The sequence below is a fragment of the Ideonella sp. genome (genome assembly GCF_041918995.1).
In the GTDB taxonomy this organism is placed as follows: domain Bacteria; phylum Pseudomonadota; class Gammaproteobacteria; order Burkholderiales; family Burkholderiaceae_C; genus Ideonella.
Genome location: NZ_JAYRUN010000012.1, coordinates 133,278 through 155,965 on the forward strand (window position 1 = coordinate 133,278; position 22,688 = coordinate 155,965).

21 protein-coding genes are annotated in these 22,688 nt (G+C 71.1%); 5 read left to right on the plus strand and 16 right to left on the minus strand.

The window, feature by feature from the left end:
* The first annotated feature begins 37 nt into the window (after positions 1-37).
* The 3 genes from ACE3UN_RS12625 to ACE3UN_RS12635 all read left to right on the plus strand — a co-directional run bounded on the left by ACE3UN_RS12625 (position 38) and on the right by ACE3UN_RS12635 (position 2,035).
* A complete protein-coding gene (locus ACE3UN_RS12625) occupies positions 38-949 on the plus strand; it encodes a LysR family transcriptional regulator (RefSeq protein WP_374675308.1) in 912 nt (303 codons plus the stop codon).
* A gap of 247 nt (positions 950-1,196) precedes the next feature.
* Entirely contained in the window at positions 1,197-1,493 is a 297-nt protein-coding gene (locus ACE3UN_RS12630; protein WP_374675309.1) for a DUF4148 domain-containing protein, read from the plus strand.
* Between the two features lie 113 nt (positions 1,494-1,606).
* On the plus strand, positions 1,607-2,035 hold the full coding sequence (locus tag ACE3UN_RS12635; RefSeq protein WP_374675310.1) for a hypothetical protein: 429 nt from the start codon (positions 1,607-1,609) through the stop codon (positions 2,033-2,035).
* A gap of 171 nt (positions 2,036-2,206) precedes the next feature.
* Here the strand turns inward: ACE3UN_RS12635 and ACE3UN_RS12640 are convergent, their stop codons facing one another.
* From ACE3UN_RS12640 to recA, 14 genes are all read right to left on the minus strand, one after another.
* Complete coding sequence (locus tag ACE3UN_RS12640; RefSeq protein WP_374675311.1) at positions 2,207-3,673, minus strand: M20 family metallopeptidase; 1,467 nt, start codon at positions 3,671-3,673, stop codon at positions 2,207-2,209.
* 76 nt (positions 3,674-3,749) lie between these two features.
* Positions 3,750-5,471, minus strand: coding sequence for a Wzy polymerase domain-containing protein (locus ACE3UN_RS12645; protein ID WP_374675312.1), 1,722 nt, complete (start codon positions 5,469-5,471; stop codon positions 3,750-3,752).
* Between the two features lie 59 nt (positions 5,472-5,530).
* Positions 5,531-6,919: an O-antigen ligase family protein gene (locus tag ACE3UN_RS12650; RefSeq protein ID WP_374675313.1), complete on the minus strand. Its 1,389-nt coding sequence runs from the start codon at positions 6,917-6,919 to the stop codon at positions 5,531-5,533.
* A 114-nt stretch (positions 6,920-7,033) separates the two neighbouring features.
* A complete protein-coding gene (locus ACE3UN_RS12655; RefSeq protein ID WP_374675314.1) occupies positions 7,034-7,456 on the minus strand; it encodes a pilin in 423 nt (140 codons plus the stop codon).
* Between the two features lie 195 nt (positions 7,457-7,651).
* Positions 7,652-8,431, minus strand: coding sequence for an MBL fold metallo-hydrolase (locus ACE3UN_RS12660; RefSeq protein WP_374675315.1), 780 nt, complete (start codon positions 8,429-8,431; stop codon positions 7,652-7,654).
* A gap of 237 nt (positions 8,432-8,668) precedes the next feature.
* Positions 8,669-9,304 (minus strand): FHA domain-containing protein, encoded by a 636-nt coding sequence (locus ACE3UN_RS12665; RefSeq protein ID WP_374675316.1) that lies wholly within the window; start codon positions 9,302-9,304, stop codon positions 8,669-8,671.
* An 84-nt stretch (positions 9,305-9,388) separates the two neighbouring features.
* The gene (locus ACE3UN_RS12670; protein ID WP_374675317.1) at positions 9,389-10,177 is read right to left on the minus strand and encodes a Stp1/IreP family PP2C-type Ser/Thr phosphatase; all 789 of its coding nucleotides are present in this window, start codon (positions 10,175-10,177) and stop codon (positions 9,389-9,391) included.
* 2 nt (positions 10,178-10,179) lie between these two features.
* Positions 10,180-11,094: a serine/threonine-protein kinase gene (locus tag ACE3UN_RS12675; RefSeq protein WP_374675318.1), complete on the minus strand. Its 915-nt coding sequence runs from the start codon at positions 11,092-11,094 to the stop codon at positions 10,180-10,182.
* 219 nt (positions 11,095-11,313) lie between these two features.
* Positions 11,314-12,057, minus strand: a complete 744-nt coding sequence (locus ACE3UN_RS12680; RefSeq protein ID WP_374675319.1) for a TerC family protein — start codon at positions 12,055-12,057, stop codon at positions 11,314-11,316.
* Between the two features lie 146 nt (positions 12,058-12,203).
* Positions 12,204-13,097, minus strand: coding sequence for a succinate--CoA ligase subunit alpha (gene sucD / locus ACE3UN_RS12685; RefSeq protein WP_374675320.1), 894 nt, complete (start codon positions 13,095-13,097; stop codon positions 12,204-12,206).
* A gap of 17 nt (positions 13,098-13,114) precedes the next feature.
* Positions 13,115-14,275, minus strand: a complete 1,161-nt coding sequence (sucC, locus tag ACE3UN_RS12690; RefSeq protein ID WP_374675321.1) for an ADP-forming succinate--CoA ligase subunit beta — start codon at positions 14,273-14,275, stop codon at positions 13,115-13,117.
* Between the two features lie 17 nt (positions 14,276-14,292).
* Positions 14,293-14,901 carry a DUF2889 domain-containing protein gene (locus ACE3UN_RS12695; RefSeq protein ID WP_374675329.1) on the minus strand — a complete coding sequence of 203 codons (609 nt, stop codon included), beginning with the start codon at positions 14,899-14,901 and terminating at the stop codon, positions 14,293-14,295.
* Between the two features lie 112 nt (positions 14,902-15,013).
* Positions 15,014-15,574, minus strand: coding sequence for a regulatory protein RecX (locus ACE3UN_RS12700; RefSeq protein ID WP_374675322.1), 561 nt, complete (start codon positions 15,572-15,574; stop codon positions 15,014-15,016).
* A 3-nt stretch (positions 15,575-15,577) separates the two neighbouring features.
* Positions 15,578-16,615, minus strand: coding sequence for a recombinase RecA (recA, locus tag ACE3UN_RS12705; RefSeq protein ID WP_374675323.1), 1,038 nt, complete (start codon positions 16,613-16,615; stop codon positions 15,578-15,580).
* Positions 16,616-16,795: 180 nt separating this feature from the next.
* On the opposite strand from recA, the gene ACE3UN_RS12710 reads away from it, so the two are divergent.
* A complete protein-coding gene (locus tag ACE3UN_RS12710; protein ID WP_374675324.1) occupies positions 16,796-17,467 on the plus strand; it encodes a response regulator in 672 nt (223 codons plus the stop codon).
* A gap of 196 nt (positions 17,468-17,663) precedes the next feature.
* Positions 17,664-19,196, plus strand: a complete 1,533-nt coding sequence (locus ACE3UN_RS12715) for a sensor histidine kinase N-terminal domain-containing protein (protein WP_374675330.1) — start codon at positions 17,664-17,666, stop codon at positions 19,194-19,196.
* A 12-nt stretch (positions 19,197-19,208) separates the two neighbouring features.
* On the opposite strand, the gene rodA is transcribed toward ACE3UN_RS12715, so the two are convergent.
* Both rodA and mrdA read right to left on the minus strand, forming a co-directional pair.
* On the minus strand, positions 19,209-20,363 hold the full coding sequence (gene rodA / locus ACE3UN_RS12720; protein ID WP_374675325.1) for a rod shape-determining protein RodA: 1,155 nt from the start codon (positions 20,361-20,363) through the stop codon (positions 19,209-19,211).
* Positions 20,360-22,417 carry a penicillin-binding protein 2 gene (gene mrdA, locus ACE3UN_RS12725; RefSeq protein ID WP_374675326.1) on the minus strand — a complete coding sequence of 686 codons (2,058 nt, stop codon included), beginning with the start codon at positions 22,415-22,417 and terminating at the stop codon, positions 20,360-20,362. Before mrdA ends, rodA begins: the two co-directional genes overlap by 4 nt.
* Between the last annotated feature and the right edge of the window lie 271 nt (positions 22,418-22,688).

Below are 22,688 nucleotides of genomic sequence, written 5' to 3' on the forward strand. Positions count from 1 at the left end.
CCTGGACGCATAGATGAGCCGCGCCTAGCATGTCGCCATGGACCGGCTGACCCAGATCGAGACCTTCGTGGCGGTGGCGCAGAGGGGCAGCCTGTCGGCCGCCGCACGGGCCGAAGGCGTGGCGCCCGCGGTGATTGGCCGCCGCATGGACGCCCTCGAAGCCCGGCTCGGCGTGAAGCTGCTGCAGCGCACCACCCGCCGGCTGCACCTCACCCATGAGGGCAGCGCCTTCCTGGAGAGCTGCCAGCGCCTGCTGGCGGACTTTCACAATGCCGAGGCCAGCGTGTCGGCGGGTGGGGTGAAGGCCAGCGGCCACCTGCGCATCACCGGCCCGGCGGGGTTCGGGCGGCGCCATCTCGCGCCGCTGGTGCCGGCCTTCCTGGGCCGGCACCCGGACGTGAGCCTGTCGCTGAACCTGTCGGACCGCGTGGTGGACCTGGTCAACGAGGGTTACGACTGCGCCGTGCGCGTGGGCGACCTGCCCGACTCCAGCCTGTTGAGCCTGCGCCTGGCGGACAACCGGCGCCTGTGCGTGGCCGCACCGGCCTACCTCGCGCGGGCCGGCACGCCCGCCCACCCCGACGACCTGGCGCGGCACGAGTGCCTGATCCTCAGCTCCGAGTCCAGCCAGTCCCGCGGCTGGGCCTTCACGGTCGATGGTGAGGTGGTGCACCTGCGCCCGACCGGCCGGCTGGATTGCAGCGACGGCCAGGTGCTGCACCAGTGGTGCCTCGACGGGCTGGGCCTGGCCTGGCGCAGCACCTGGGAGGTGCAGTCGGACATCGCACGCGGCCGGCTGGTCAGCGTGCTGGACGACTTCGCCGCCCCACCCAACGGCATCCACGCCGTGTTCCCCAGCGCCCGGCACCTGCCGCTGCGGGTGCGGCTGTGGATCGATTTCCTCAAGCATCACTACGGCGACCCGGCCTACTGGCTGCGCGCTGCCTGAGCCCACCGCCCGCCCATGGAGGCCGGCCCGTCAGCCGCCGCCTGCACCTCCATTGTTCGTGAACCAGCAATGCGCTGTGTTCGGCTGCGGCGTTTATTTGCGTCGCCTGGGTCTATACAGTCACACCCATCGATGAGCCGACACCCACAGTAAGACGACTCACCGAGGCTGGACAAGACGGAGCGACACAGTAAGCGCTAACCGCCATGCCCGGGAATCCGAACTGTCTGACTTGAAGGAATCGAACATGACCACCCGCACCCTGATCGCCGCCCTGTCCCTCGTTGCCGCTTCCGGCGCCTTCGCCCAGTCGGCCGACCGCAACGGCTTCGACACCGAAGCCCAGCTGCGCCAGCCCGCCGCCCGCTCCGCCGCCGGCCTGACGCGCGAGGAAGTGCGTGCCCAGTTCCTGGCCGCCCGCCGCGCCGGCGACGTGAACGTCTTCGACCAGGAGACCACCGCCTACGTCAAGCCGGTGATGACGCTGCCGGGCGCCACCCGCCTGGCCCAGAAGCCGGCCGACGCCGCCAAGCCCGCCAAGTAAGCGACCGCTTCGTCCGCTGCCAAACAACGATACACAACGACATCACGCTGAAAGGACGCCCCGGCCGCCACCGCGGACCATGCGGGCTCCCTCAGCCACGAAAGGACACCACCATGAACCGCCATCTCATCGCCGCCGCCCTCGCCCTGGCCGCCTCCGGCGCTGCTTTCGCCCAGTCGCCCGAGCGCAACGTGTTCGACACCGAAGCCCACCTGGCCGCGCCCGCCGCCACCTCGACCGTGAGCCGCGAGGCCGTGCGCCAGGCCTACATCGACCAGCGCGCCCGCCAGGACATCTCCAGCTTCAACCCGGAAGCGTGGCGCCGTGAGTGGAACGCGGGCTCGGCCGACGGTTTCGTCGCCCTGTTCAAGGGCCGTGACGCGCAGCCCACGGCCGTGGCCGCCAAGACGCGCGCGGAAGTGCGCGCCGAGTTCCTGAGCGCCCGGGCCAGCGGCGCGGTGGACAGCTTCGACACCGAAGCCGCCCTGCGCGTGCCGCAGACGGTGCGCCAACCGGCGCCGACGGCCTACGCCCAGCGCTGAGCGGGCCCCAGACGGCAAAAAGGGCGGGGATGACTCCCCGCCCTTTTTCCGTTTCCCCTACCCTCGTGAATCGTCCCACTCGCGCGGCACGCTGAGGGCGACTGTAGGCAAGGCCGCGCCGTCTGCCATCCACGAAAGGTGCAGGCGGCGTGCGAGCCGCCGTGCCGGCCGTCACGGATGCGCGGCGATCACCTCCGCCACGGCGGCGGTGAGCCGCTCGGCATAGGGCAGGTGCAGGAACTCGTTGGGGCCGTGCGCGTTGCTCTTGGGGCCCAGCACGCCGCAGACCATCATCTGGGCCTGCGGGAAGCCCTGCTGCAGCAGGTTCATGAGCGGAATCGTGCCGCCCTGGCCGATGTAGCCCAGTGGCGCGCCGAAATGCCGGCGGCTGGCGCCGTCGAGCACGCGCTCCAGCCAGGGGGCGGTGCTGGGTGCATTCCAGCCGGTGGCGCCCCAGTCGTTGGCGCGGCCGTCCGGCTCGAAGGTGACCTTGGCGTTGTAGGGCGCGTTGTCCTCGAGCAGGGCCTTGAGCGCCACGGCCGCCTCGTGGCCCGGCACCAGCGGCGGCAGGCGCAGGCTCAGCTTGAAGGCGGTGTAGGGCCGCAGCACGTTGCCGGCGTTCGACAGCGGCGGGATGCCGTCCACGCCGGTGACCGACAGCGTGGGCCGCCAGGTGCGGTTGAGCAGGGCCTGCACCGGGTCGGTGGTGGTGGGCAGCGCGAAGCCGCCATCGGCGCCGCAGGCCCAGGGGTAGCGCTTCCAGACCTCGTCGCCCAGGATGGCGGCCGTGGCCTCGGCCTGGCGCACCCGCTCGGCGGGGATCTCGCAGTGGAACACCTGGGGCAGGAGGTGCCCGGTCTTCGCGTCTTCCAGGCGGTCCAGCACCTGGCGCAGGATGCGGAACGACGAGGGCACGAGGCCGCTCGCGTCGCCCGAGTGGATGCCCTCGGTGAGGATCTCCACCTTCAGGCTGCCGGTGATGTTGCCGCGCAGCGAGCTGGTGAGCCACAGCTGGTCGTAGTTGCCGGCGCCGGAATCCAGGCAGACGACCAGGCTCACGTCACCCAGCCGCGCGCCCAGCCGTTCCAGGTAGAACGGGAGGTCGAACGAGCCGGATTCCTCGCAGCTCTCGATGAGGCCGACGATGCGCGGGTGCGGCACGTTCTGCGCCTTGAGGGCCTCGATCGCGCTGACCGCCGCATAGATGGCGTAGCCGTCGTCGGCGCCGCCACGGCCATAGAGCTTGCCGTCCTCGATCTTGGGCGTCCACGGCCCGAGGTCGCTGCGCCAGCCGTTGAACTCGGGCTGCTTGTCCAGGTGGCCGTACATCAGCACGGTCTGGGTGCTGTCGGGCCGGGTGGCGGGCAGCTCGAAGAAGATCACCGGCGTGCGGCCCTCGGCGCGCACCACTTCCAGCGTCAGGCCCGGCACGTGGCGGCTGTCCACCCACGCGGCGGCGTCGCGCACCACCCGGTCGATCAGGCCATGGGCCTGCCAGTCCGGGTCGAACAGCGGGCTCTTGGCCGGCACGGCGATGTAGTCGACCAGCTGCGGCACGATGCGCTCGCGCCAGGCGGTGCCGACGAAATCGCCGAGCGCGGTGGCGTCCAGCGGGGGCAGTGTCTCGGGGGCGTTCATGGTGTGAACCTCACGGCAGGCAGTGCGCGGCCGGGTGGGCCGCCGGACCGCGCATTGTGCGCCCGTCGCGCCGACCCTAGGGCCGCTGCGGCAGGAAGTCGCGCCAGCCCAGCCCGGGCGGCGGCACCACGCACTGGAAGGGTGGCAAGGCGCCGTCCTCGACCGGCACCTGGCAGGCGGCGAAGAACTCGGCCGAGGCCGGGTTGCGGAACTCCTTGAGCCGCGCCGCCAGGTAGCTGGCCTTGTCACGGTGGCCGGACTCGTCCATCGCCCGGGCCCATGCCGTCATCAGCCGCGTGTCCAGCAACGCGTGCGTGGTGGTGTGGAACGCGGCCATCGCCAGCGACGGCGGCTCGGTGGTGGTGGCGGCCGCGTAGTCGGCCTGGTGGCCGAAGAACAGGCTGTGCTGGCCACGCTCGATGCGCTCGGCCAGGGGGCCGGAGGCGTCGTCGGGGGCGTAGATCACCACCACCTTCCAGTAGTCCTGCAGCGCGTACACGCTGCCCAGCAGCAGCAGCACGCCGACCGCCCGCAGCGGCCAGGGGCTGCCGGCCACCGTGACCACCGGCTCCTCCGCCGCGGCGGGCGAGCCCGGCGGGCGGCGCAGCGCATAACCGAACGCCCAGGCCGCCGGCAGCAGGAAGTACGCGTACCACAGCGGGTACTCGAACAGGCTGTGCACGCCGATCATCAGCACCACCATGAAGGCGGCCCGGGAGCCCACGCCGACGTCGCCCTGCACCCGCCAGCTGCGCACGGCCGCCTGCGCCAGGGCCCACAGCAGGCCGAGCAGCACCAGGCTGCCCAGCGGGATGCCCAGTTCCACCCACAGCTGCAGCGGCAGGTCGTGGGTGTGGTCGAAGAAGGCCACCGGGCGGCCGGGGAACGGGCTGAGCGTCCAGGCGAAGTTGAACTGGCCAAAGCCGACGCCCGACCAGGGATTCGCGGCGATGAGGGCCAGCGTGTTGGACCAGATGCCCCAGCGCGAGCCCGACACGTCACCCTCGGCCAGGCGCGCCTCGCCGCCGAAGGTGGTGCCGGTGGCGTGGGCCCAGGCGCTCATCAACAGCCAGACCGCCAGGTAGGCGAGCGGCGCGGTCAAGAGTGTCACGCGCATGCGACGCCCCAGCCGCCCGTCCACGAGCCCCCACAGCGCCAGCAGCAGTACGCCCACGATGCCCGTGCGCGAGGCCGTCAGCACCACCGCCCACAGCAACAGCAGTGCGAGGGGCCACGCCACGTGGACCGGAAAGCGCCAGCCGGCCACCCGCCCTGCCCGCGCCAGCGGCACCCAGGCCACCAGCGCCCACATGAGCAGGCTGCTCAGGTGATTGGGCTGGCGCAGGTTGCCCACCGCGCGGCCGGGCAGGCCGGAGCGGGCGATGAACGTGCCGTCGGCCCAGCCGGGCGCGAACACCTGCACGAGCGCGATCAGGGCGCTGGCCACCCCGGCGGCCAGCAGGGCGGTGCAGAACGCGTCGATGGCGTCCGCCTCGGGCGTGTCCTCGGCCGACCCGTGCCATGCCACCGCTGCCCCCGCGGCCAGCAACGCCAGCGCCGACCAGCCGAGCGACGCCGGAAGTGCCACTTCCATGGACCACAGCACCGCGCCGGCCAGCAGCGCCAGTGCCGCCCACAGCCCGGGCGAGCGCCAGCCCGGCCGCTCAGGCGCCATCGGCCATGCGATGAGCACCACGCCCCACAGGCCCACGGCCAGCAGCTGGTTCAGCAGCGTGGCCGATGGGGAGACGTTGTAGGCGAACAGCGCGGGCAGTGCCAGCGCTGCAGCCAGAAGCACCGAGCGGGAACGTTCAGGGGCGTCGGACACGTGATCGACTTGCAGCAGGCGGCGTCAGGCTAGAACCATCCGTGGGACCAGAAGCGGGGGTTGTCGCGCGGATTGTCGGCCAGTTCCGTGCGCACCCGACGAAGGCGCTCATCCAGCGTTGCGTACTCCATGGCAGCGATCCCGGCCAGCAGGAGCTGCCCGACCAGCACGCCGACCCAGACGGCTCGCGCCCAGCGGCCCGACGCAGGGGGGCCCTCAGCCGCAGGCGGGCCCGCAGGAGATGGCTGGTGGGTGGCCCATGCCCATGCCCAGCCCAGCCCCAGCGCCACCCACATTTGGGGCACCGGCATGACGAAGTTGCCGGAGAAGGCGCCGTCCACCAGCACCGCGCACGCGGCGATGGCCAGTGCAGCGCCTTCTGCCGATGCCGCCGGCTGTCTTTCGCTGCGCAACCGCTTCGCGAGCCGCCGGAGCAGGCCGCCCGCGGTGGTCAGGGCGATCATGAGCATGGGGAATCCCCACTCCGCAGCCACCTGAAGGTACATGTTGTGCGGATGGGCCGCTTTGGCATTGGGCACATGGGCATAGTGCATCGGCCCTTGGCCCAGCCACGGGGCAGACCAGGCCTGCTCCCAGGCCAAGCGCCACAGCATGGCCCGCGACCCATCGCTGGACAAGCTGGCGGCACTGCGCTGTGTGGTGGCATCGGCCGCCACCCCCACCCAGTTGGGCAGGGCCGAGAAGACGATGGCATACAACGCGGCGCCACCGAGCATCGCCGCGGCCAGGGTGCCCACCACCCGCCGGGCGCTGGCCGGCCCCAGCAGGGCGACGACGCCCATGCCTGACAGCAAGGCCAGGCCCGTGGCCCGGGCGCCCAACGCCGGAATGAACATGGCCTGGACGACGAGCGCGAAGGCCGCCAGCGTGCGCACCAGCGGCCACCGATGGGCCAGCACCACCGTCACTGCCAGCAGTGGCATGGCGACGGTCTGCGTATGGCTGAGGAAGCGGTAGTTGACGAAACCCACCACGATGTCGCGCGCATCCAGCGGCAGCCCGACCGCCAGAGCCAGGACGATCCCGCCGACCAGCAGCCCGGCATAGACCGCCGAGCCGATGGCCACTGCGGCCAGCCAGCGGTCGCGGTCCGCGCTGGCGGCCCGCCCGCTGGCGAGGCCGAGCAACAGCAGGCCGCCCAGCAGCAGCGCTTCCTTCAGCGCTTCGGCGGGTACGGCCGACGCTGCCACACTGGCCGCGGCGAGGCCCAGCGCCAACCAGCCCAGCGGGGGCACCCGGGAAGGGGCGGAGGCGGACCGGCGATGAATGAGCAGTACGGCCATGGCCGCCATGACCACGACCTGCACCATCCGGTTCAGGTCGTGCACGTTGCCCGGCACAGCCAACAGGGCCCATGGGACGGCCGCCAAATAGGCGAGCAGCGGCCAGGTGGTCATGGACAACGGCATTTCTTGAGGGGCAGAAACGACAACGCCCGCACGGTGAGGTGCGGGCGTCTCGGTGCAGGCCGGAGGCGTGCTCCGACCTTCAGCGCACGGGCTGATCGGTGATCAGGTGCCCGAGGCGTTACGGCATTCGGCCGGCACGTACTTGAACTGGTCGGAGGCGGCGGTGCAGGCCCAGCTCACGCCGCTGTCGCCCACGGTCGGGGTCAGGGTGATGACCACGTCGTCCACGCCGGACACGCCCGGGTTCACGGTGGCTTCCAGCACGCCGTCGTCCTGGCAATCCAGGGTCGTGCGGCCGGTATCGCCTTCGTTCACGCCGTCGCAGACCGCTGCGCCGGTCTTGCCGGAGGCCAGGTTCTCGCCCACGGTCGACTTGGCGCCGCTGGCGATGCCCACGCCTTCAGACACGCGGGCGCGGATGGTGTAGTCCTGGTAGGCGGGCAGCGCCACCGCGGCCAGGATGCCGATGATCGCCACGACGATCATCAGTTCGATGAGGGTGAAACCTTGTTGAACGCGCTTCATGGAGTGCTCCTTGGGTCAGCGGTGGGAAGGGAAGGGATTCGAGGGGGCGGTGTGCGCCCTTGCCCCCCTAAGTGCGAAACCCGTGCCAGCCTGGACCGGCCCGCCACGCGTGAAATCCGCATCAGCGGTGACCAAACTGGTCGCTGCCCGCTGCCCATTTCTGTCGATCGGCCCGGGCCGGGCTGACAAAAATTGTCAGTCGACCAGGAGCCGCTCCCCGGCCTGCAGGCGGCGCCAGCGGCGGCCGGGCAGCTGGCTGGCCAGCTCGGCCTCGATGGTGGCGTGCTCGCCGGGCTTCAGGTGGGTGAGCAGCAGCTCGGCGCCGGCCGGCGCCTGGGCCAGCTCGCCGGCCAGGGACGACGGGCAGTGGTGACCGCTCTGGCTGGCCAGCAGCTGGTCGCTTTCGCCGAAGGCCACCTCGATGACCAGCTGGGCCACCTCGCGCCCGGCCAGGGCCGCCCACAGGGCCGGGTTGGGGCCCGTGTCGCCGGTGTACACCCAGTCCCGCCCGCTGCCGGCCTGCACGGCGAAGCCGCAGGCCGGCACGGAATGGCGGGCCGGCAGCACACGCACGGTGCGTCCGGCGCGGCCCAGCACCAGGTGCTCGCCCAGGGCGATGGGCCGCAGCGCGAGCACCGGGTCGCTGGCCCGTGGCAGGCGGGTGAAATCGGGCCACAGCAGGTCGTTGAAGACGTGGGCGCTCAGCACCTCCAGGGTTGGCGGCAGTGCGTGCACCTGGATCGGGCCGCGCCCGCCGCGGCGTCGCATGACGCTGTCGGCGAGCAGGGGCACGCCCAGCACGTGGTCCAGGTGCGAGTGGCTCAGCAGGATGTGGTCGATGCGGGCCATCTCGTCCAGCGTGAGATCGCCGACGCCGGTGCCTGCATCGATCAGGAGGTCGTCATCGACCAGGAAGCTGCTGGTGCGGCAGCCCTGGGCAATGGAACCGGAACAGCCTAGAACGCGAACGTGCATGGAAGCCCGGGCCGCCGCGAGACGGCAGGCCGGAAGAGGGGGCAGTCAGAAGGGAGGAGAACGCCCCGACGGGCCGGGGCCCTGCCGGCGCCGTGGGGGGGCCGCAGGAAGATCGATGGTGCGGGCACCCGGCGGGCGGCGCAAGGCGCGCGGTGCGCACTTTTGGGGAGGGCCCGCCGGGCGGCTGGCCGGCGCGTGAACAGCGTCACGCGCGACCGGCAGGCGGCTGCGGCGGGCTCAGCCCTGGATGAACTGCATCTGCGTGCCGGCCAGGTCGATGATGTCGCCGTTCTTCAGCGCCACCACCCCCTCGCCCACCGGCTGGCCGTTCACGCTCGGGTGCGACACGCCCTCGACATGGGACAGCACGTAGCCCGTGGGCCGCTTGGCGATGGAGGCCACCTGCACGCCGGGTTTGCCGACGGTGGTGACCGCCTTGGTGAGCAGCACCTCACGCCCCGCGGCGCCGCCGTTCAGCACCTTGATGGACGCGGGGATCAGCGCATGCGGCGGCGGCGAGGCGGCCGTGAGCGGCGGCTGGGTGGCGCCGGGGCGCAGCACCATGGTTTTCTCGTAGTCCGGCACCTCGTCGATGAGGTACTTGATGCGGTACTTGCCGATCTCGACCGTGTCGTTGTGCTGCATCAGCTGCTTCTTCACAGCCTTGCCGTTGATGTAGGTGCCGTTCGTGCTGTTGAGGTCCTCGATGAAGACGTCGTTGCCGACGGCCAGCATCACCGCATGCTCGCCGCTCACGGCGAGGTTGTCGATGACGATGTCGTTGTAGGGCCGCCGGCCGAGGGTGGTGCGATCCTTGGTGATCGGCACCTCCTTGATGACGACGTTGTCCAGCGATACGACCAGCTTGCCCATGCGTGTCCTCTTGTGTGCCGAGCCGGGCGGAAATGCGTGTGTGCTTGCCCGACGGGCGAAACGGCTGCGGCGAGTGTTGGAATGTCAGGAACGTCGGAACGGCCACCAAGCGCGCCCGCTCTGGGCGGCACCCCCCTTGGCGCGCACCAGGACGACCGAGATGTTATCCCGGCCGCCTGCGGCGTTGGCGGCATCCACCAGCGCCCGGGCGGTGCCGGCGAGACTGTCGCTTGCGCGCATCACCTGGGCGATGCTCGCATCCGGCAGCATGTCCGACAAGCCATCCGAGCACAACAGGATGGTGTCGCCCACCCTCAGTTCGTGGTCCACCACCTCGAGCTCGACCGTCGGCTCCACGCCGACCGCCCGCGTCACCAGGTTGCGGTTCATGGAATAGGCGGCCTCCTCGGGGGTGAGCAGGCCGGCGTCGATCTGCTCCTGCAGCAGCGAATGGTCGCGGCTGAGCTGCTCCAGCCGGCCGCCACGCAGCCGGTAGGCGCGCGAGTCGCCGATGTGGCCCACCCACACCCGCCCGGGCTCGAACAGGGCGGTCACCAGGGTGGTGCCCATGCCGGCGTACTCGGGGCGGCTCTGCGCCGCATCGAAGACGACCTGGTTCGCGTGCTGGGCAGTGGCCATCAGGGCCTGGCGGATCTGGCCGTCGTCGCGCGCCGCGTCCGGGGCCGCGAGCCACTGCGCGATGCCGGCCTGCATGCAGTCGGCCGCCATGGCGCTGGCCACCTCGCCCGCGTTGTAGCCTCCCATGCCGTCGGCCAGCACCGCCAGGGCGAGGGTTTCGTCCACCCGCACGGCGTCCTCGTTGTTGCTGCGCGCACGGCCCGTGTCCAGCGCGTGGGCGAATTCGAGTTCCATGGTCACGACGGGCGGGCGGCGGTGCGCGAGGGGGAGACCATTGTGCCTGCCGCGCCCGGCTGGCGTTCTCCCGTGGAGATGGACGCGGCCGACGAGGCGGCCGGCAGGGTGGCGGCCAGCTGGCGCAGCTCGGCGGCAAGCTGCTGGCCGTCGGCATGGCGGTCCAGCGGCGCCTTGGCCAGCAGGCGCCTCACCAGGTGGTCCAGAGCGGCCGGCAGGTCGGGCCGCAAGGCGCTGACGGCGGGCGGCGGCGCGCTGGAGATGGCGGCGGTCAGCTCACCCATGGAGCCGGCCTCGAACGGCAGGTGGCCGGTGAGCAGCTCGAACAGCACCACGCCCAGGGCGTACAGGTCGCAGCGGCCGTCGACCGGGGCGCCGCTGAGCTGTTCCGGCGCCATGTAGACGGGTGTGCCCGCCAGCACGCCACTGCGGCTGCGCTCGGCATCGCTGAGGTGGGCGCAGCCGAAATCCGTGATCTTCAGCGTCCCGCGGGTGGGGTTGAAGAGCAGGTTGGCCGGCTTGATGTCCCGATGCACCACGCCCTGTCCATGCGCATGCGCCAGGCCTTCGGCGGCCTGCGCCATCAGTTCGAGCACCAGCGGTTCCGGCAGCAGGCGCAGCGGGGAGGCATAGCGGGACAGGTCGGTGCCCGCGACCCACTCCATGGCGATCCAGCCCACGGCGGATTCGCCCCTGCCCTCGATGCCACTGCCCACGCAGCGCACGATGGACGGGTGGCGCAGGCGCTCCGCGGCCTGGGATTCGCGCAGGAACCGTTCGCGGGTGAGCTCGCCGCCGTGCAGGCGCACGGTCTTGATGGCCAGCGGGGACCCGGTGTCCGGGTCGGTGGCCAGGTGCAGCTCGCCCAGCGCCCCATGCGCGAACGTGCGCACGAGCGGGTACCCGGCGATGTCCACCCCGGGCATTTCGGACGGGCCAAGGCTCGACGGCGCCCCGTCGTCACGTGCGACCGGGCGCTGCCAGCGGCTCATCGCCCGGCGCCAGAAGCCGGCCCCAGACCCTGCCATCGCCCGATCCCCCTTGGTGTGTTTGTGTGATGCGCGTGCGTGGTGCATTTACCTTAACACAGCCATGGCAGGCGCCGCGGCAAGCCGGGTGCCGGCTCCTGGGGGGGGCTATTCGGCCGGCTGGCGGGCCGCGTGGCGTGCCGCGACGATCCTGCCGATCACCAGCACCAGCAGCGCGCCCGCCGCGCCCGCGCCGTAGCGCACGGCGCTGCTGGCATGGGCGGCTTCACCCTCGGCGCCCGGCGTGTAGCCCGGCATCATGTGCACGATGGCCGGGTCGCCCACCGCCATCGTGCCGGCGATCCAGCCCAGCAGCATGCCGCCGATGGTGATGATGGCGGGGAAGCGGTCCATGAGCTTGATGACCAGCTGGCTGCCCCAGACGATGATGGGAATGCTGACCAGCAGGCCGAACACCACCAGCGGCATCTGGTGGTCGCCGCCCGCGGACTGCGCCGCGCCGGCGATGGCGATCACGTTGTCCACGCTCATGACCAGGTCGGCCACGACCACGGTCTTCACCGCGGCCCAGAGCTTGTCGCTGGACTCGATGTGGGCATGGCCGTCCTCGTCCTCCGGGGCCAGCAGCTTCACGCCGATCCACACCAGCAGCGCCGCGCCCACCAGCTTGAGGTAGGGGATCGCCAGCAGCGTCAGCGCGAAGAAGATCAGCACCACACGCAGCACGATGGCGCCGGCCGTGCCCCACAGCACGCCCTTCAGGCGCTGCGAGTCGGGCAGGCGCCGGCAGGCCAGTGCGATCACGACCGCGTTGTCGCCGCCGAGCAGGATGTCGATCATGATGATCTGCCCGACGGCGATCCAGAACGCGGGCTCCATGAACTGTTCCATTCGGGCGATTCCTGGGGTGAGGGGTTGCAGGCGGGGACGCAGTTTAGGGGTTCCCCGGGGGGAGCCCCGTGCGGGGAACTACATAAGGCCGGCAAGAAAAAAGCCGCCCACGCGGGGCGGCTTCGGCCGGCAAGGCGGCAGCGCTCTTACAGCAGCGCCTTGAGCAGCTTGCCCATCTCGGACGGGTTGCGCGTGACCGTGAAGCCGCACTCTTCCATGATGGCGAGCTTGGCGTCGGCGGTGTCGGCGCCGCCGGAGATCAGCGCACCGGCGTGGCCCATGCGCTTGCCCGGAGGGGCGGTGACGCCGGCGATGAAGCCGACGATCGGCTTCTTCATGTTGTCCTTGCACCAGCGGGCGGCTTCGGCCTCGTCGGGGCCGCCGATCTCGCCGATCATGATGACGGCGTCGGTGGCCGGGTCGTCGTTGAAGGCCTTCATCACGTCGATGTGCTTCAGGCCGTTGATCGGGTCGCCCCCGATGCCCACGGCGGACGACTGGCCCAGGCCGATCTCGGTGAGCTGCGCCACGGCTTCATAGGTGAGCGTGCCCGAGCGCGACACGACACCGATGCGGCCCTTCTTGTGGATGTGGCCCGGCATGATGCCGATCTTGATTTCCTCGGGCGTGATCAGGCCGGGGCAGTTGGGGCCCAGCAGCAGGGTCTTCTTGCCGCCGGCGGCTTCCTTGGCCTTCATCCGGTTGCGCACCATGAGCATGTCGCGCACGGGGATGCCCTCGGTGATGCACACCACGAGGTCCAGGTCCGCCTCCACGGCCTCCCAGATGGCGGCGGCGGCGCCCGCGGGCGGCACGTAGATCACGCTCACCGTCGCGCCGGTCTGCGCGGCGGCTTCCTGCACGGTCGCGTAGATGGGGATGTCGCTGAACTTCTCGCCCGCCTTCTTCGGGTTCACGCCCGCCACGAAGGCGTTCTTGCCGTTGGCGTAGGCCTGGCAGCCGAGCGTGTGGAACTGGCCGGTCTTGCCCGTGATGCCCTGGGTGATGACCTTGGTGTCCTTGTTGATGTAGATCGACATGTCGTGTTCTCCAGGGCTTACTTGACCGCCGCGACGATCTTGGTGGCCGCTTCGGCCATCGTGTCGGCGCTGATGATGGGCAGGCCGCTGTCGGCCAGCATCTTCTTGCCCATGTCCTCGTTCGTGCCCTTCATGCGCACCACCAGCGGCACGCTCAGGTTGACGGCCTTGCAGGCGGTGATGACACCCTCGGCGATGGTGTCGCACTTCATGATGCCGCCGAAGATGTTGACGAGGATGCCCTTCACGCTCTTGTTCTTGAGCATGATCTTGAAGGCCTCGGTGACCTTCTCGGCGGTCGCGCCGCCACCCACGTCCAGGAAGTTGGCTGGCTCGCCGCCGAACAGCTTGATGGTGTCCATGGTGGACATGGCCAGGCCGGCGCCGTTGACCAGGCAGCCGATGTTGCCGTCCAGGCTGATGTACGCCAGGTCGAACTTGCTGGCCTCGATCTCGGCCGGGTCTTCCTCGTCGAGGTCGCGGTAGGCGACGATCTCGGGGTGGCGGAACAGCGAGTTGGCGTCGAAGTTGAACTTCGCGTCGAGCGCGATCAGGTTGCCCTTGCTGTCACGGTTGAGCGGGTTGATCTCGACCAGCGAGGCGTCCGTCTCCATGTAGCAGCGGTACAGGTTCTGGAACAGGGTGACGGCCTGGTCCACGGTGTGGCCGCTCATGCCCACCGCCTCGGCCAGTTTGCGAGCCTGGGCGTCGGTCAGGCCCGCCAGCGGGTCGACCAGCTCGGTGATGATTTTCTCGGGGGTGGCGTGGGCCACTTCCTCGATGTCCATGCCGCCTTCGCTGGAGCAGATCAGCGCCACCTTCTGCGAGGCGCGGTCGGTCACCAGGGAGACATAGAACTCCTTGCCGATGTCGGCGCCTTCCTCGATGTACAGGCGGCGCACCTTCTGGCCTTCCGGGCCGGTCTGGTGCGTCTTGAGCTGCATGCCCAGGATCTGGCCGGCGAGCGCCTTCACCTCGTCCATCGAGCGGGCCAGCTTCACGCCGCCGCCCTTGCCGCGGCCGCCCGCGTGGATCTGCGCCTTCACGACCCAGACGTTGCCGCCCAGCTTCTGGGCGGCCTCGGTGGCCTCCTGGACGGTGAACGCCGGGTAGCCGCGGGGCACCGGCACGTCGAACTGGCGCAGGAGTTCCTTGCCTTGGTATTCGTGGATCTTCATGGGCTTGTTGCGTGGGTTCAGGACGAAAGCGGTGCGGCGGCGTGGTCGGCCGGCGCGGGATTGTCCGACACTTTGTTGGCGTGGGGCTGACGGTACCAGCGCGGATAGTGCAGGCGCACAGCCTCCCCGTCGGTGGCCAGGGCGTGGCAGCGGTCGAGCTGGAACGGGCGGGTCTGCCCGTCCGGCTCCACCGCCAGCACGTCGCCGGCGAAGGCCTGGACGACGGCAGTCGGCAGCACGTCGGCCAGTTCGGTGAGATGGGTGCAGCCGGCCACGCCGCCCAGCCGCTCCCGCACCGCGCGCTTGAAGCCGCGCAGCAGGTTCAGGCCGGTCAGCGCGGCGTAGCGGTCGCCATGGCGGTCGCAATGGCCGGGGTACGGGGTGGCGCGCGATTCGGCGCCGGAGGCCACGATGGTGAACGAGGTGTCCACCACGATGCGCAGGTGCAGGTCGTGGATCGGTGCGCCAGCGGGGCGGCGGTGATCGCCCTGGCCGGTGGGCCGGGTCTTGGTGTCGCGCACCCAGGCATCGATCTCCCACAGCCCGTCGGGCCGGGCGTGCGCCTGTACCTCGATGGCACGCTGGTGCCTGAGCTGGCGCTGGGGATGGGCGGGAGGCAGCGGCATGGCAGCGCCGGGGGCGGCGGACACGGGCGGGCAGGACGGGCCTCGGGGCCCGGCAGAGGCAAGCCGCGCAATGTAGCACGCATGCTGCAATGCAGCATGCACCGGCGCCGCGTCAGTCGTCGTCCCGGCCGCCCACGACGCGGCGCACCACGTCTGCCGCGAAGCCCCGGCCGGCGAGGAACCGCATCTGGCGCGCGCGCTCGCGCGCGTCGGTGGGCGGCTCGCCGCCGAACTTGCGTTGCCACACGGCGCGCGCGCGATCGGCCTCGGTCTCGCGCAGCTGGCGCGCGGTGTCGGGGTCGAGTTCCATGCCGTGGCGGGCCAGCTCCTGGCGGATGCGCGCGGCGCCCTGGCGGCCGGCGCGGGCGTTGACCCGGCTTTCGGCGAAGCGGGCGTCGCTGAGGTGCCTGGCGGCCTCGAGCTCGTCCAGCACCGCGTCCACCTCGGCGGCCGCGGTGGCGGGGTCCGGCACGCCGGCCGCGTCCTGGTCAGGTGGTGGCAGCTCCCAGGGGTCGAGCGGAGCGCCGGCCCGCCCGGGCGCGGCGGCGGCGGCCACGGCCCGCTTGCGGGCGTGGGCCAGCAGCTTGGTGCGCAGCTCCGCGCGGCTGTGCTCGCGCCGCGCCAGCAAGGCCAGCGCCTGGCCCTTCAGGCTGGGCAGGGGCCGCGCGCCCACGGCTTACTCGGCCGTGGCCTCGCCCAGCAGCGGCACGCCCATCGCCTCGCGCACCTTGTTCTCGATCTCGCGGGCGAGTTCGGGGTTCTCGCGCAGGAACTCGCGGCAGTTGTCCTTGCCCTGGCCGATCTTCTCGCCGTTGTAGGCGTACCAGGAGCCCGACTTGTCCACGATCTTCGCGGCCACGCCCATGTCGATGATCTCGCCCTCGCGGCTGATGCCCTCGCCGTAGAGGATGTCGAACTCGGCTTCCTTGAACGGGGGCGAGACCTTGTTCTTCACGACCTTGACGCGCGTCTCGTTGCCGATGATCTCCTCGCCCTTCTTGATCGAGCCGATGCGGCGGATGTCCAGGCGCACGGAGGAGTAGAACTTCAGCGCATTGCCGCCGGTGGTCGTTTCGGGGCTGCCGAACATGACGCCGATCTTCATGCGGATCTGGTTGATGAATACGACCATGCAGTTGGTCTTCTTGATCGTGGCGGTGAGCTTGCGCAGCGCCTGGCTCATCAGCCGGGCCTGGAGGCCCGGCAGGCTGTCGCCCATCTCGCCCTCGAGCTCGGCCTTGGGCGTCAGCGCGGCCACCGAGTCGACGATGACCAGGTCCACGGCGCCGGAGCGCACGAGCGAATCCACGATCTCCAGGGCCTGCTCGCCGGTGTCCGGCTGGCTGATGAGCAGTTCCTGCAGGTTGACGCCCAGCTTCTGCGCGTACTGGATGTCCAGCGCGTGCTCGGCGTCGATGAAGGCCGCCACGCCGCCGAGCTTCTGCATCTCGGCCACGACCTGCAGCGTCAGGGTCGTCTTGCCGGAGGACTCCGGGCCGTAGATCTCGACCACGCGGCCGCGCGGCAGGCCGCCCACGCCCAGCGCGATGTCCAGCCCCAGCGAGCCGGTGGACACCACCTCAATGTCCTCGATCACCTCGCCCTCGCCCAGGCGCATGATGGAGCCCTTGCCAAACTGCTTCTCGATCTGCGCGAGGGCGGCCTGCAGGGCCTTGGCCTTTTCGGTGTTCTGGTTCTTCACGGGTGCGTCCATGTCAGGCGGCCTCCTTCGGGCTGGCGGGCTGCTAAGCGGGAATCGGGGTGGAAACTGCCCGGCGATTATGTCAGAAGCTGGATATCTGTACAGTGACCCGGCCGACCCGTGCGCAGCGTGTGCCGGCACGTCCGGCCGGCCCTGCCTAGAATGGGCGCCGAGCCGGTGGAGACAAGGCGCATGCGCATCCTGATTGCCGAAGATGACCAGGTCCTGGCGGACGGGCTGCTGCGTTCCCTGCGCAGTGCGGGCTATGCGGTGGACCAGGTCGGGACCGGTTCCGAAGCCGACGCCGCCCTGGCCTCGCACGAGTTCGATCTGGTCATCCTGGACCTGGGCCTGCCCCGCCTGCACGGCCTGGAGGTGCTGCGCAAGCTGCGCGCGCGCGGCTCCAGCATGCCGGTGCTGATCCTCACGGCCGCGGATTCGGTGGAGCAGCGCGTCAAGGGACTGGACCTGGGTGCCGACGACTACATGGCCAAGCCCTTCTCGCTGCAGGAGCTGGAAGCACGCGTGCGTGCGCTCACGCGCCGCGGCCTGGGCACCGCCTCCAGCGTGATCAAGCATGGCCCGCTGAGCTTCGACGCCACCGGCCGCGTGGCCTACATCAACGACCAGATGATCGAGCTGTCGGCGCGCGAGATCAGCCTGCTGGAGGTGCTGCTGCAGCGCGCCGGCCGCCTGGTGAGCAAGGACCAGCTCGTCGCCCGCCTGTGCGAGTGGGGCGAGGAGGTGAGCAACAACGCCATCGAGGTCTACATCCACCGCCTGCGCAAGAAGATCGAGCAGGGTCCCATCCGCATCGCCACCGTGCGCGGCCTGGGCTACTGCCTGGAGAAGATTCCGGGGTGATGGTGCCCCCACGCCCCCTGCCGGGGGCTGCCCCCCGAGGGGGCTCGCGCAGCGGACCGGCCAAGCCGGATCCGCGCACGCCACTTGAAGGGGACGGCGCCTGACGGCGCGTCCCGACAGATTTTTCCTACTCCCAGCCGTGAACAAGAGCGGGCAGCGTGAGCAGCGGTCGCTGTTTGGCGAGATCCTCGACTGGATGCTCGTGCCGCTGCTGTTGCTGTGGCCGATGAGTGCGGCGCTGACCTGGCTGGTGGCGCAGAACATCGCGTCGCGGCCCTATGACCGCGACCTCGCGCAGCTGACCCGCATGATCGCGAGGCAGGTGGTGCCGGCCGAGGGACCGCGCGGCAGCCGAGGCCGCCTGGTGCTGCCGGAGCCCGCCGCGGCCCTGCTGCGCAGCGACGACGTCGACCGGGTGTACTTCCAGGTGCTGGGCGAAGGCGGCGAGCTGCTGGCCGGCGACCGGGAGCTGCCCGTCCCCGAGCCGGACGCCCTGCAGCCGTCGCAGCAGGGCGAGGTGCAGTTCCGCGACGAGCTGATCCAGAACGAGCCCGTGCGCGTGGCCAGCCTGCGCGTGGTCACCTCGCCCGGCGAGACGGTGCGCATCGGCCTGGTGCAGGTGGGCGAGACGATGGAAAAGCGCAGCCGCCTGACCACCGAGATCATCAAGGGCGTGCTGCTGCCGCAGTACGTGATCCTGCCGGTGGCGGTGCTGCTGGTGTGGTTCGCACTGGCCCGGGGCATCGCGCCGCTGAACCACCTGCAGCAGCGCATCCAGCGCCGCGAGAGCCATGACCTGAGCCCCATCGACGAGCACGACGTGCCGGAGGAGGTGGCGCCGCTGGTGCGCGCCATCAACGAGCTGCTGACCCGGCTCGACCAGTCCATGTCCACGCAGAAGCACTTCCTGGCGGATGCCGCGCACCAGCTCAAGACGCCGCTGGCCGGGCTGCGTACCCAGGCCGAGCTGGCCCAGCGCGAGATCGACGCGGGCGGCGGCGACGTGCAGTCCGTCAAGCGCTCGCTGCAGCAGATCGCGCGCTCCAGCCAGCGCGCCGCGCACATGGTGAACCAGCTGCTGTCCATGGCGCGTGCCGAGGACGAGGAGACGGCGCGCCGCACCCAGGACTTCAGCCTCGTGCGCCTGGCCACCGACACGGTGCAGGACTTCCTGCCCAAGGCCTTCGACAAGCGCATCGACCTGGGCTACGAGGGGCCGGAGCCCCGCGCCGAGGGCGTGCCCCGGCTGCACGGCCAGCCGCTGCTGGTGCGCGAGCTGGTGCGCAACCTGGTGGACAACGCCCTGCAGTACACGCCCGAGGGCGGCACGGTGACCGTGCGGGTGACGCCCGACCCGTTCGGCCAGGTGGTGGTGCTGCAGGTGGAGGACAACGGCCCGGGCATTCCGGAGAGCGAACGCGAGCTGGTCTTCCAGCCCTTCTACCGCGCGCTGGGCACCAACGTGGACGGCAGCGGCCTGGGCCTGGCCATCGTGCGCGAGATCGCCGAGCGCCACCAGGCCACGGTGGCGGTGGACCAGGCCCGTGCCCCGGGAGCCGGCGGGCCGCCGGGCGGACCGGGCACCGTGTTCACGGTGCGCTTTCCCATCCGCGGCACGCCCGCACCCGCCCCCCTACCCGCACCCCCGCCCGCGCCTGTGCCCGAGCCCGAGCCCGCACCGGCGCCAGGCACGGCCCCTGCGCCGCCCGACGCCGAGCCACCCCGCTGAACGCCCGGCGCCTCAGCTCTGCATCAGGCGCCGGCTGCGTGCGATGGACATGAGCATGCCCAGCGACAGGCCGAGCGTGACCATGGCCGTGCCGCCGTAGCTGATGAACGGCAGCGGGATGCCCACCACGGGCAGGATGCCGCTGACCATGCCCATGTTCACCATGGCATAGGTGAAGAAGCTCAGCGTGAGCGCACCGCCCAGCAGCCGCGTGAACACCGTGGGCGCCTCGGCGGCGATCATCAGCCCGCGCAGCAGCACGAAGCTGAAGGCCGCGATCAGGCCCAGCGTGCCGATGAGGCCGAACTCCTCCGCGTAGGCCGCGAAGATGAAGTCGGTGGTGCGCTCGGGGATGAACTCCAGGTGCGTCTGGGTGCCCTGCATGAAACCCTTGCCGGTGACGCCGCCGGAGCCGATGGCGATCATGCCCTGGATGATGTGGAAGCCCTTGCCCAGCGGGTCGGTGGTGGGGTCGAGCAGGGTGCACACGCGGTGCCGCTGGTACTCGCGCAGCAGTGGCCACGTCACGCCGTCCTGGCAGATGGTGTCGGCCGAGAGCACCAGCGCCGTGATGCCCAGCGCGCCCGCGGCCAGCACGGGGATGATGAGCCGCCACGACAGCCCGGCGAAGTAGATGACGTACAGGCCGCCGGACAGGATGAGCAGGGACGTGCCGAGGTCCGGCTGCTTCATCACCAGGCCCACCGGCACCATCAGCAGCGCGCCGGCGACGGCGAAGTCCAGCGTGCGCAACTGCCCCTCGCGCTTCTGGAACCACCACGCCAGCATCAGCGGCATGGCCAGTTTCATCAGCTCGCTGGGCTGGATGACCACGCCGAGGTTGAGCCAGCGGGTGGCGCCCTTCTTGGTGATGCCGAACAGCGCGGTGGCCACCAGCAGTGCCACACCCAGCACGTACAGCGGCACGGCGATGCGCATGAGGCGCTGCGGCGGCACCTGCGCCACCAGGAACATGATGCCCAGCGCCAGCCCCATGTTGCGGGCGTGGTCGACGAAGCGCGTGCCGTGGTCGAAACCCGCCGAGTACATGGACATGAGGCCCAGCCCGGCCAGCACGGCCAGGCCGAACAGCAGCGGACCGTCGAAGCCACTGAACACGGGCGCCAGCCGGCGCCAGAGCGGGGGGCGCTCGAAGACCACGCTCATGGGGCGCTCCCTGGGCGGGCCGGTGCACGGGCCGCCGCCGCACTGGCCGGTGCAACCGACGGGGCGCTCGCCGGGGCGCTCGCCGGGGCGGCCGGCGCACCTTCGCCCACGCTGGGCAGCGGCACGCTGGCCGGGTCGCGCGGCGTGCCGATGGGCGCGGCACCCTTGCCCTCGCGCACCAGGGCGATGTCCTCCTCGCTGGGGTAGACGCCCAGCAGCAGGTAGTCCAGCACCCGGCGCGCGATGGGCGCGGCGGCGCCCGAGCCCCAGCCGGCGTTCTCCACGATCACCGCCAGGGCCACGCGCGGCTCCTCCACCGGCGCGAAGGCGACATACAGCGAATGGTCGCGCAGGTGCTCGGCCACGCGGGCGGCGCTGTACTTCTCGCCGCCCCGCACGCCCACCGCCTGTGCCGTGCCCGTCTTGCCGCCGCTGGCATAGGGCGCACCGGCGAAGACGCGGGCCGAGGTGCCGCCGGTCGTCACGCCGTGCATGGCGTCGCGGATCACCGCCACGTGCTCGGGCTGCAGCGGCAGCGGCGCCAGCGACTCGGAGGAGATCTCGCGCTGTGCGCCGGACACGGTGTCCTGCACCTCGCGCACCAGGCGCGGCTTGTGGCGCTGGCCGCCCGAGGCCAGCGTCGCCATGGCGTTCGCCATCTGCAGCATGGTGAAGTTGTTGTACCCCTGGCCGATGCCCAGCGAGATGGTTTCGCCCGCATACCACTTCTGCTGCTCGGGCTTGCGGAACTTGCGCCGCTTCCAGTCGGTGGACGGCAGGTCGCCGGTGACCTCGCCCTCCATGTCGATGCCCGTCCGGCGGCCCAGCCCGAAGGGCGAGAGCTGCTCGTGGATCAGGTCCACGCCCATCTCGTTGGCCAGGCTGTAGAAGTACACGTTGGACGAGCTGACGATGGCCGCGCGCATGTCCTTGGGGCCCGGCCGGTCCGTCTCGGGGCTGCCGAAGGTGCGGCCGCCGAAGCTGTAGGTCAGGTTGTCCATGATCACCGTGCCGGCGGCGCGCTTGCCGCTGTTCAGCGCGGCCATGGCCATGAAGGGCTTGAAGGTGGACCCCGGCGGGTAGGTGCCGCGCAGCGCCCGGTTCAGCAGCGGCTTGTCGATGTTCTCGTTCAGCGCCGTCCAGTTCTCGTGGTCGATGCCGTCGACGAACAGGTTGGGGTCGAAGGTGGGCTTGGAGACGAAGGCCAGCACCTCGCCGTTGCGCGGGTCGATGGCCACCAGGGCGCCGCGGCGGTCGCCGTACAGGCGCTCCACCAGCGCCTGCAGGCGGATGTCCACCGACAGCACCAGCGTGTTGCCCGGCGTGGACGGCCGGCTGGCCAGGCGGCGCACCGCCCGCCCGCCGGCGCTGGTCTCCACCTCCTCCACGCCGGTGCGGCCGTGCAGTTCGGTCTCGTAGCTCTGCTCCAGCCCCAGCTTGCCGATGTACTCGGTGCCGCGGTAGTTGGCCTGGGCCTCCTCCTCCCAGTCCTCCATCGCCTGCTTCTCGGCCTGGTTGATGCGGCCGATGTAGCCCAGCAGGTGGCTGGCCGTCTCGCCCAGGGGGTAGTGGCGGAACAGCCGGGCCTTGATGTCCACGCCGGGAAAGCGGTAGCGCTGCGCGATGAAGCGCGCCATCTCGGCCTCGGTGAGGCGGTTGCGGATGGGCAGCGACTCGAAGCTCTTGCTCTCCTCCAGCTGGCGGCGGAAGCGCCGGCGGTCGCTGGGGCGGATCTCCACCAGCTCGGCGAGCGCCGCGATGGTGCCCTCCAGGTCGGCCACCTTGGAGGGCGTGATCTCCAGCGTGTAGGCGGTGTAGTTGTTGGCCAGCACCACGCCGTGGCGGTCGAGGATGCGGCCGCGGTTGGGCACGATGGGCACGATGGCGGTGCGGTTGGCCTCGGCCTGGGCGGCAAAGTCGTCGTGCCGCACCACCTGCAGCCACACGAGCCGGGCCGTCAGCAGCGCGAAGCCGAACAGCACGAACGCCGCGGCGGCGAGGATGCGCAGCCGGAAGCGGTCGAGCTCGCGACCCAGGTCCTTGAGTTCAGTCACTGGAGCCCCCGGCCGGGCGAATACGCCCGTCGACCCCCCGAGGGGGTCGCAGGCCGCTTCGGAGCGGCCGTGCGCTGGCCTGCGTGGTGCCCCCCCGCCGGGCGGGTACGCCCGTCGACCCCCCGAGGGGGTCGCAGGCCGCTTCGGAGCGGCCGTGCGCTGGCCTGCGTGGAGCCCCCCGCCGGGCGGGTACGCCCGTCGACCCCCCGAGGGGGTCGCAGGCCGCTTCGGAGCGGCCGTGCGCTGGCCTGCGTGGAGCCCCCCGCCGGGC

Coding starts and splice junctions, on each gene's coding strand:
- ACE3UN_RS12625 (WP_374675308.1), top strand. CDS start 38: ATGGACCGGCTGACCCAGATCGAGACCTTCGTGGCGGTGGCGCAGAGG.
- ACE3UN_RS12630 (WP_374675309.1), top strand. CDS start 1,197: ATGACCACCCGCACCCTGATCGCCGCCCTGTCCCTCGTTGCCGCTTCC.
- ACE3UN_RS12635 (WP_374675310.1), top strand. CDS start 1,607: ATGAACCGCCATCTCATCGCCGCCGCCCTCGCCCTGGCCGCCTCCGGC.
- ACE3UN_RS12640 (WP_374675311.1), bottom strand. CDS start 3,673: ATGAACGCCCCCGAGACACTGCCCCCGCTGGACGCCACCGCGCTCGGC.
- ACE3UN_RS12650 (WP_374675313.1), bottom strand. CDS start 6,919: ATGACCACCTGGCCGCTGCTCGCCTATTTGGCGGCCGTCCCATGGGCC.
- ACE3UN_RS12655 (WP_374675314.1), bottom strand. CDS start 7,456: ATGAAGCGCGTTCAACAAGGTTTCACCCTCATCGAACTGATGATCGTC.
- ACE3UN_RS12660 (WP_374675315.1), bottom strand. CDS start 8,431: ATGCACGTTCGCGTTCTAGGCTGTTCCGGTTCCATTGCCCAGGGCTGC.
- ACE3UN_RS12665 (WP_374675316.1), bottom strand. CDS start 9,304: ATGGGCAAGCTGGTCGTATCGCTGGACAACGTCGTCATCAAGGAGGTG.
- ACE3UN_RS12670 (WP_374675317.1), bottom strand. CDS start 10,177: ATGGAACTCGAATTCGCCCACGCGCTGGACACGGGCCGTGCGCGCAGC.
- ACE3UN_RS12680 (WP_374675319.1), bottom strand. CDS start 12,057: ATGGAACAGTTCATGGAGCCCGCGTTCTGGATCGCCGTCGGGCAGATC.
- sucD (WP_374675320.1), bottom strand. CDS start 13,097: ATGTCGATCTACATCAACAAGGACACCAAGGTCATCACCCAGGGCATC.
- sucC (WP_374675321.1), bottom strand. CDS start 14,275: ATGAAGATCCACGAATACCAAGGCAAGGAACTCCTGCGCCAGTTCGAC.
- ACE3UN_RS12695 (WP_374675329.1), bottom strand. CDS start 14,901: ATGCCGCTGCCTCCCGCCCATCCCCAGCGCCAGCTCAGGCACCAGCGT.
- recA (WP_374675323.1), bottom strand. CDS start 16,615: ATGGACGCACCCGTGAAGAACCAGAACACCGAAAAGGCCAAGGCCCTG.
- ACE3UN_RS12710 (WP_374675324.1), top strand. CDS start 16,796: ATGCGCATCCTGATTGCCGAAGATGACCAGGTCCTGGCGGACGGGCTG.
- ACE3UN_RS12715 (WP_374675330.1), top strand. CDS start 17,664: ATGCTCGTGCCGCTGCTGTTGCTGTGGCCGATGAGTGCGGCGCTGACC.
- rodA (WP_374675325.1), bottom strand. CDS start 20,363: ATGAGCGTGGTCTTCGAGCGCCCCCCGCTCTGGCGCCGGCTGGCGCCC.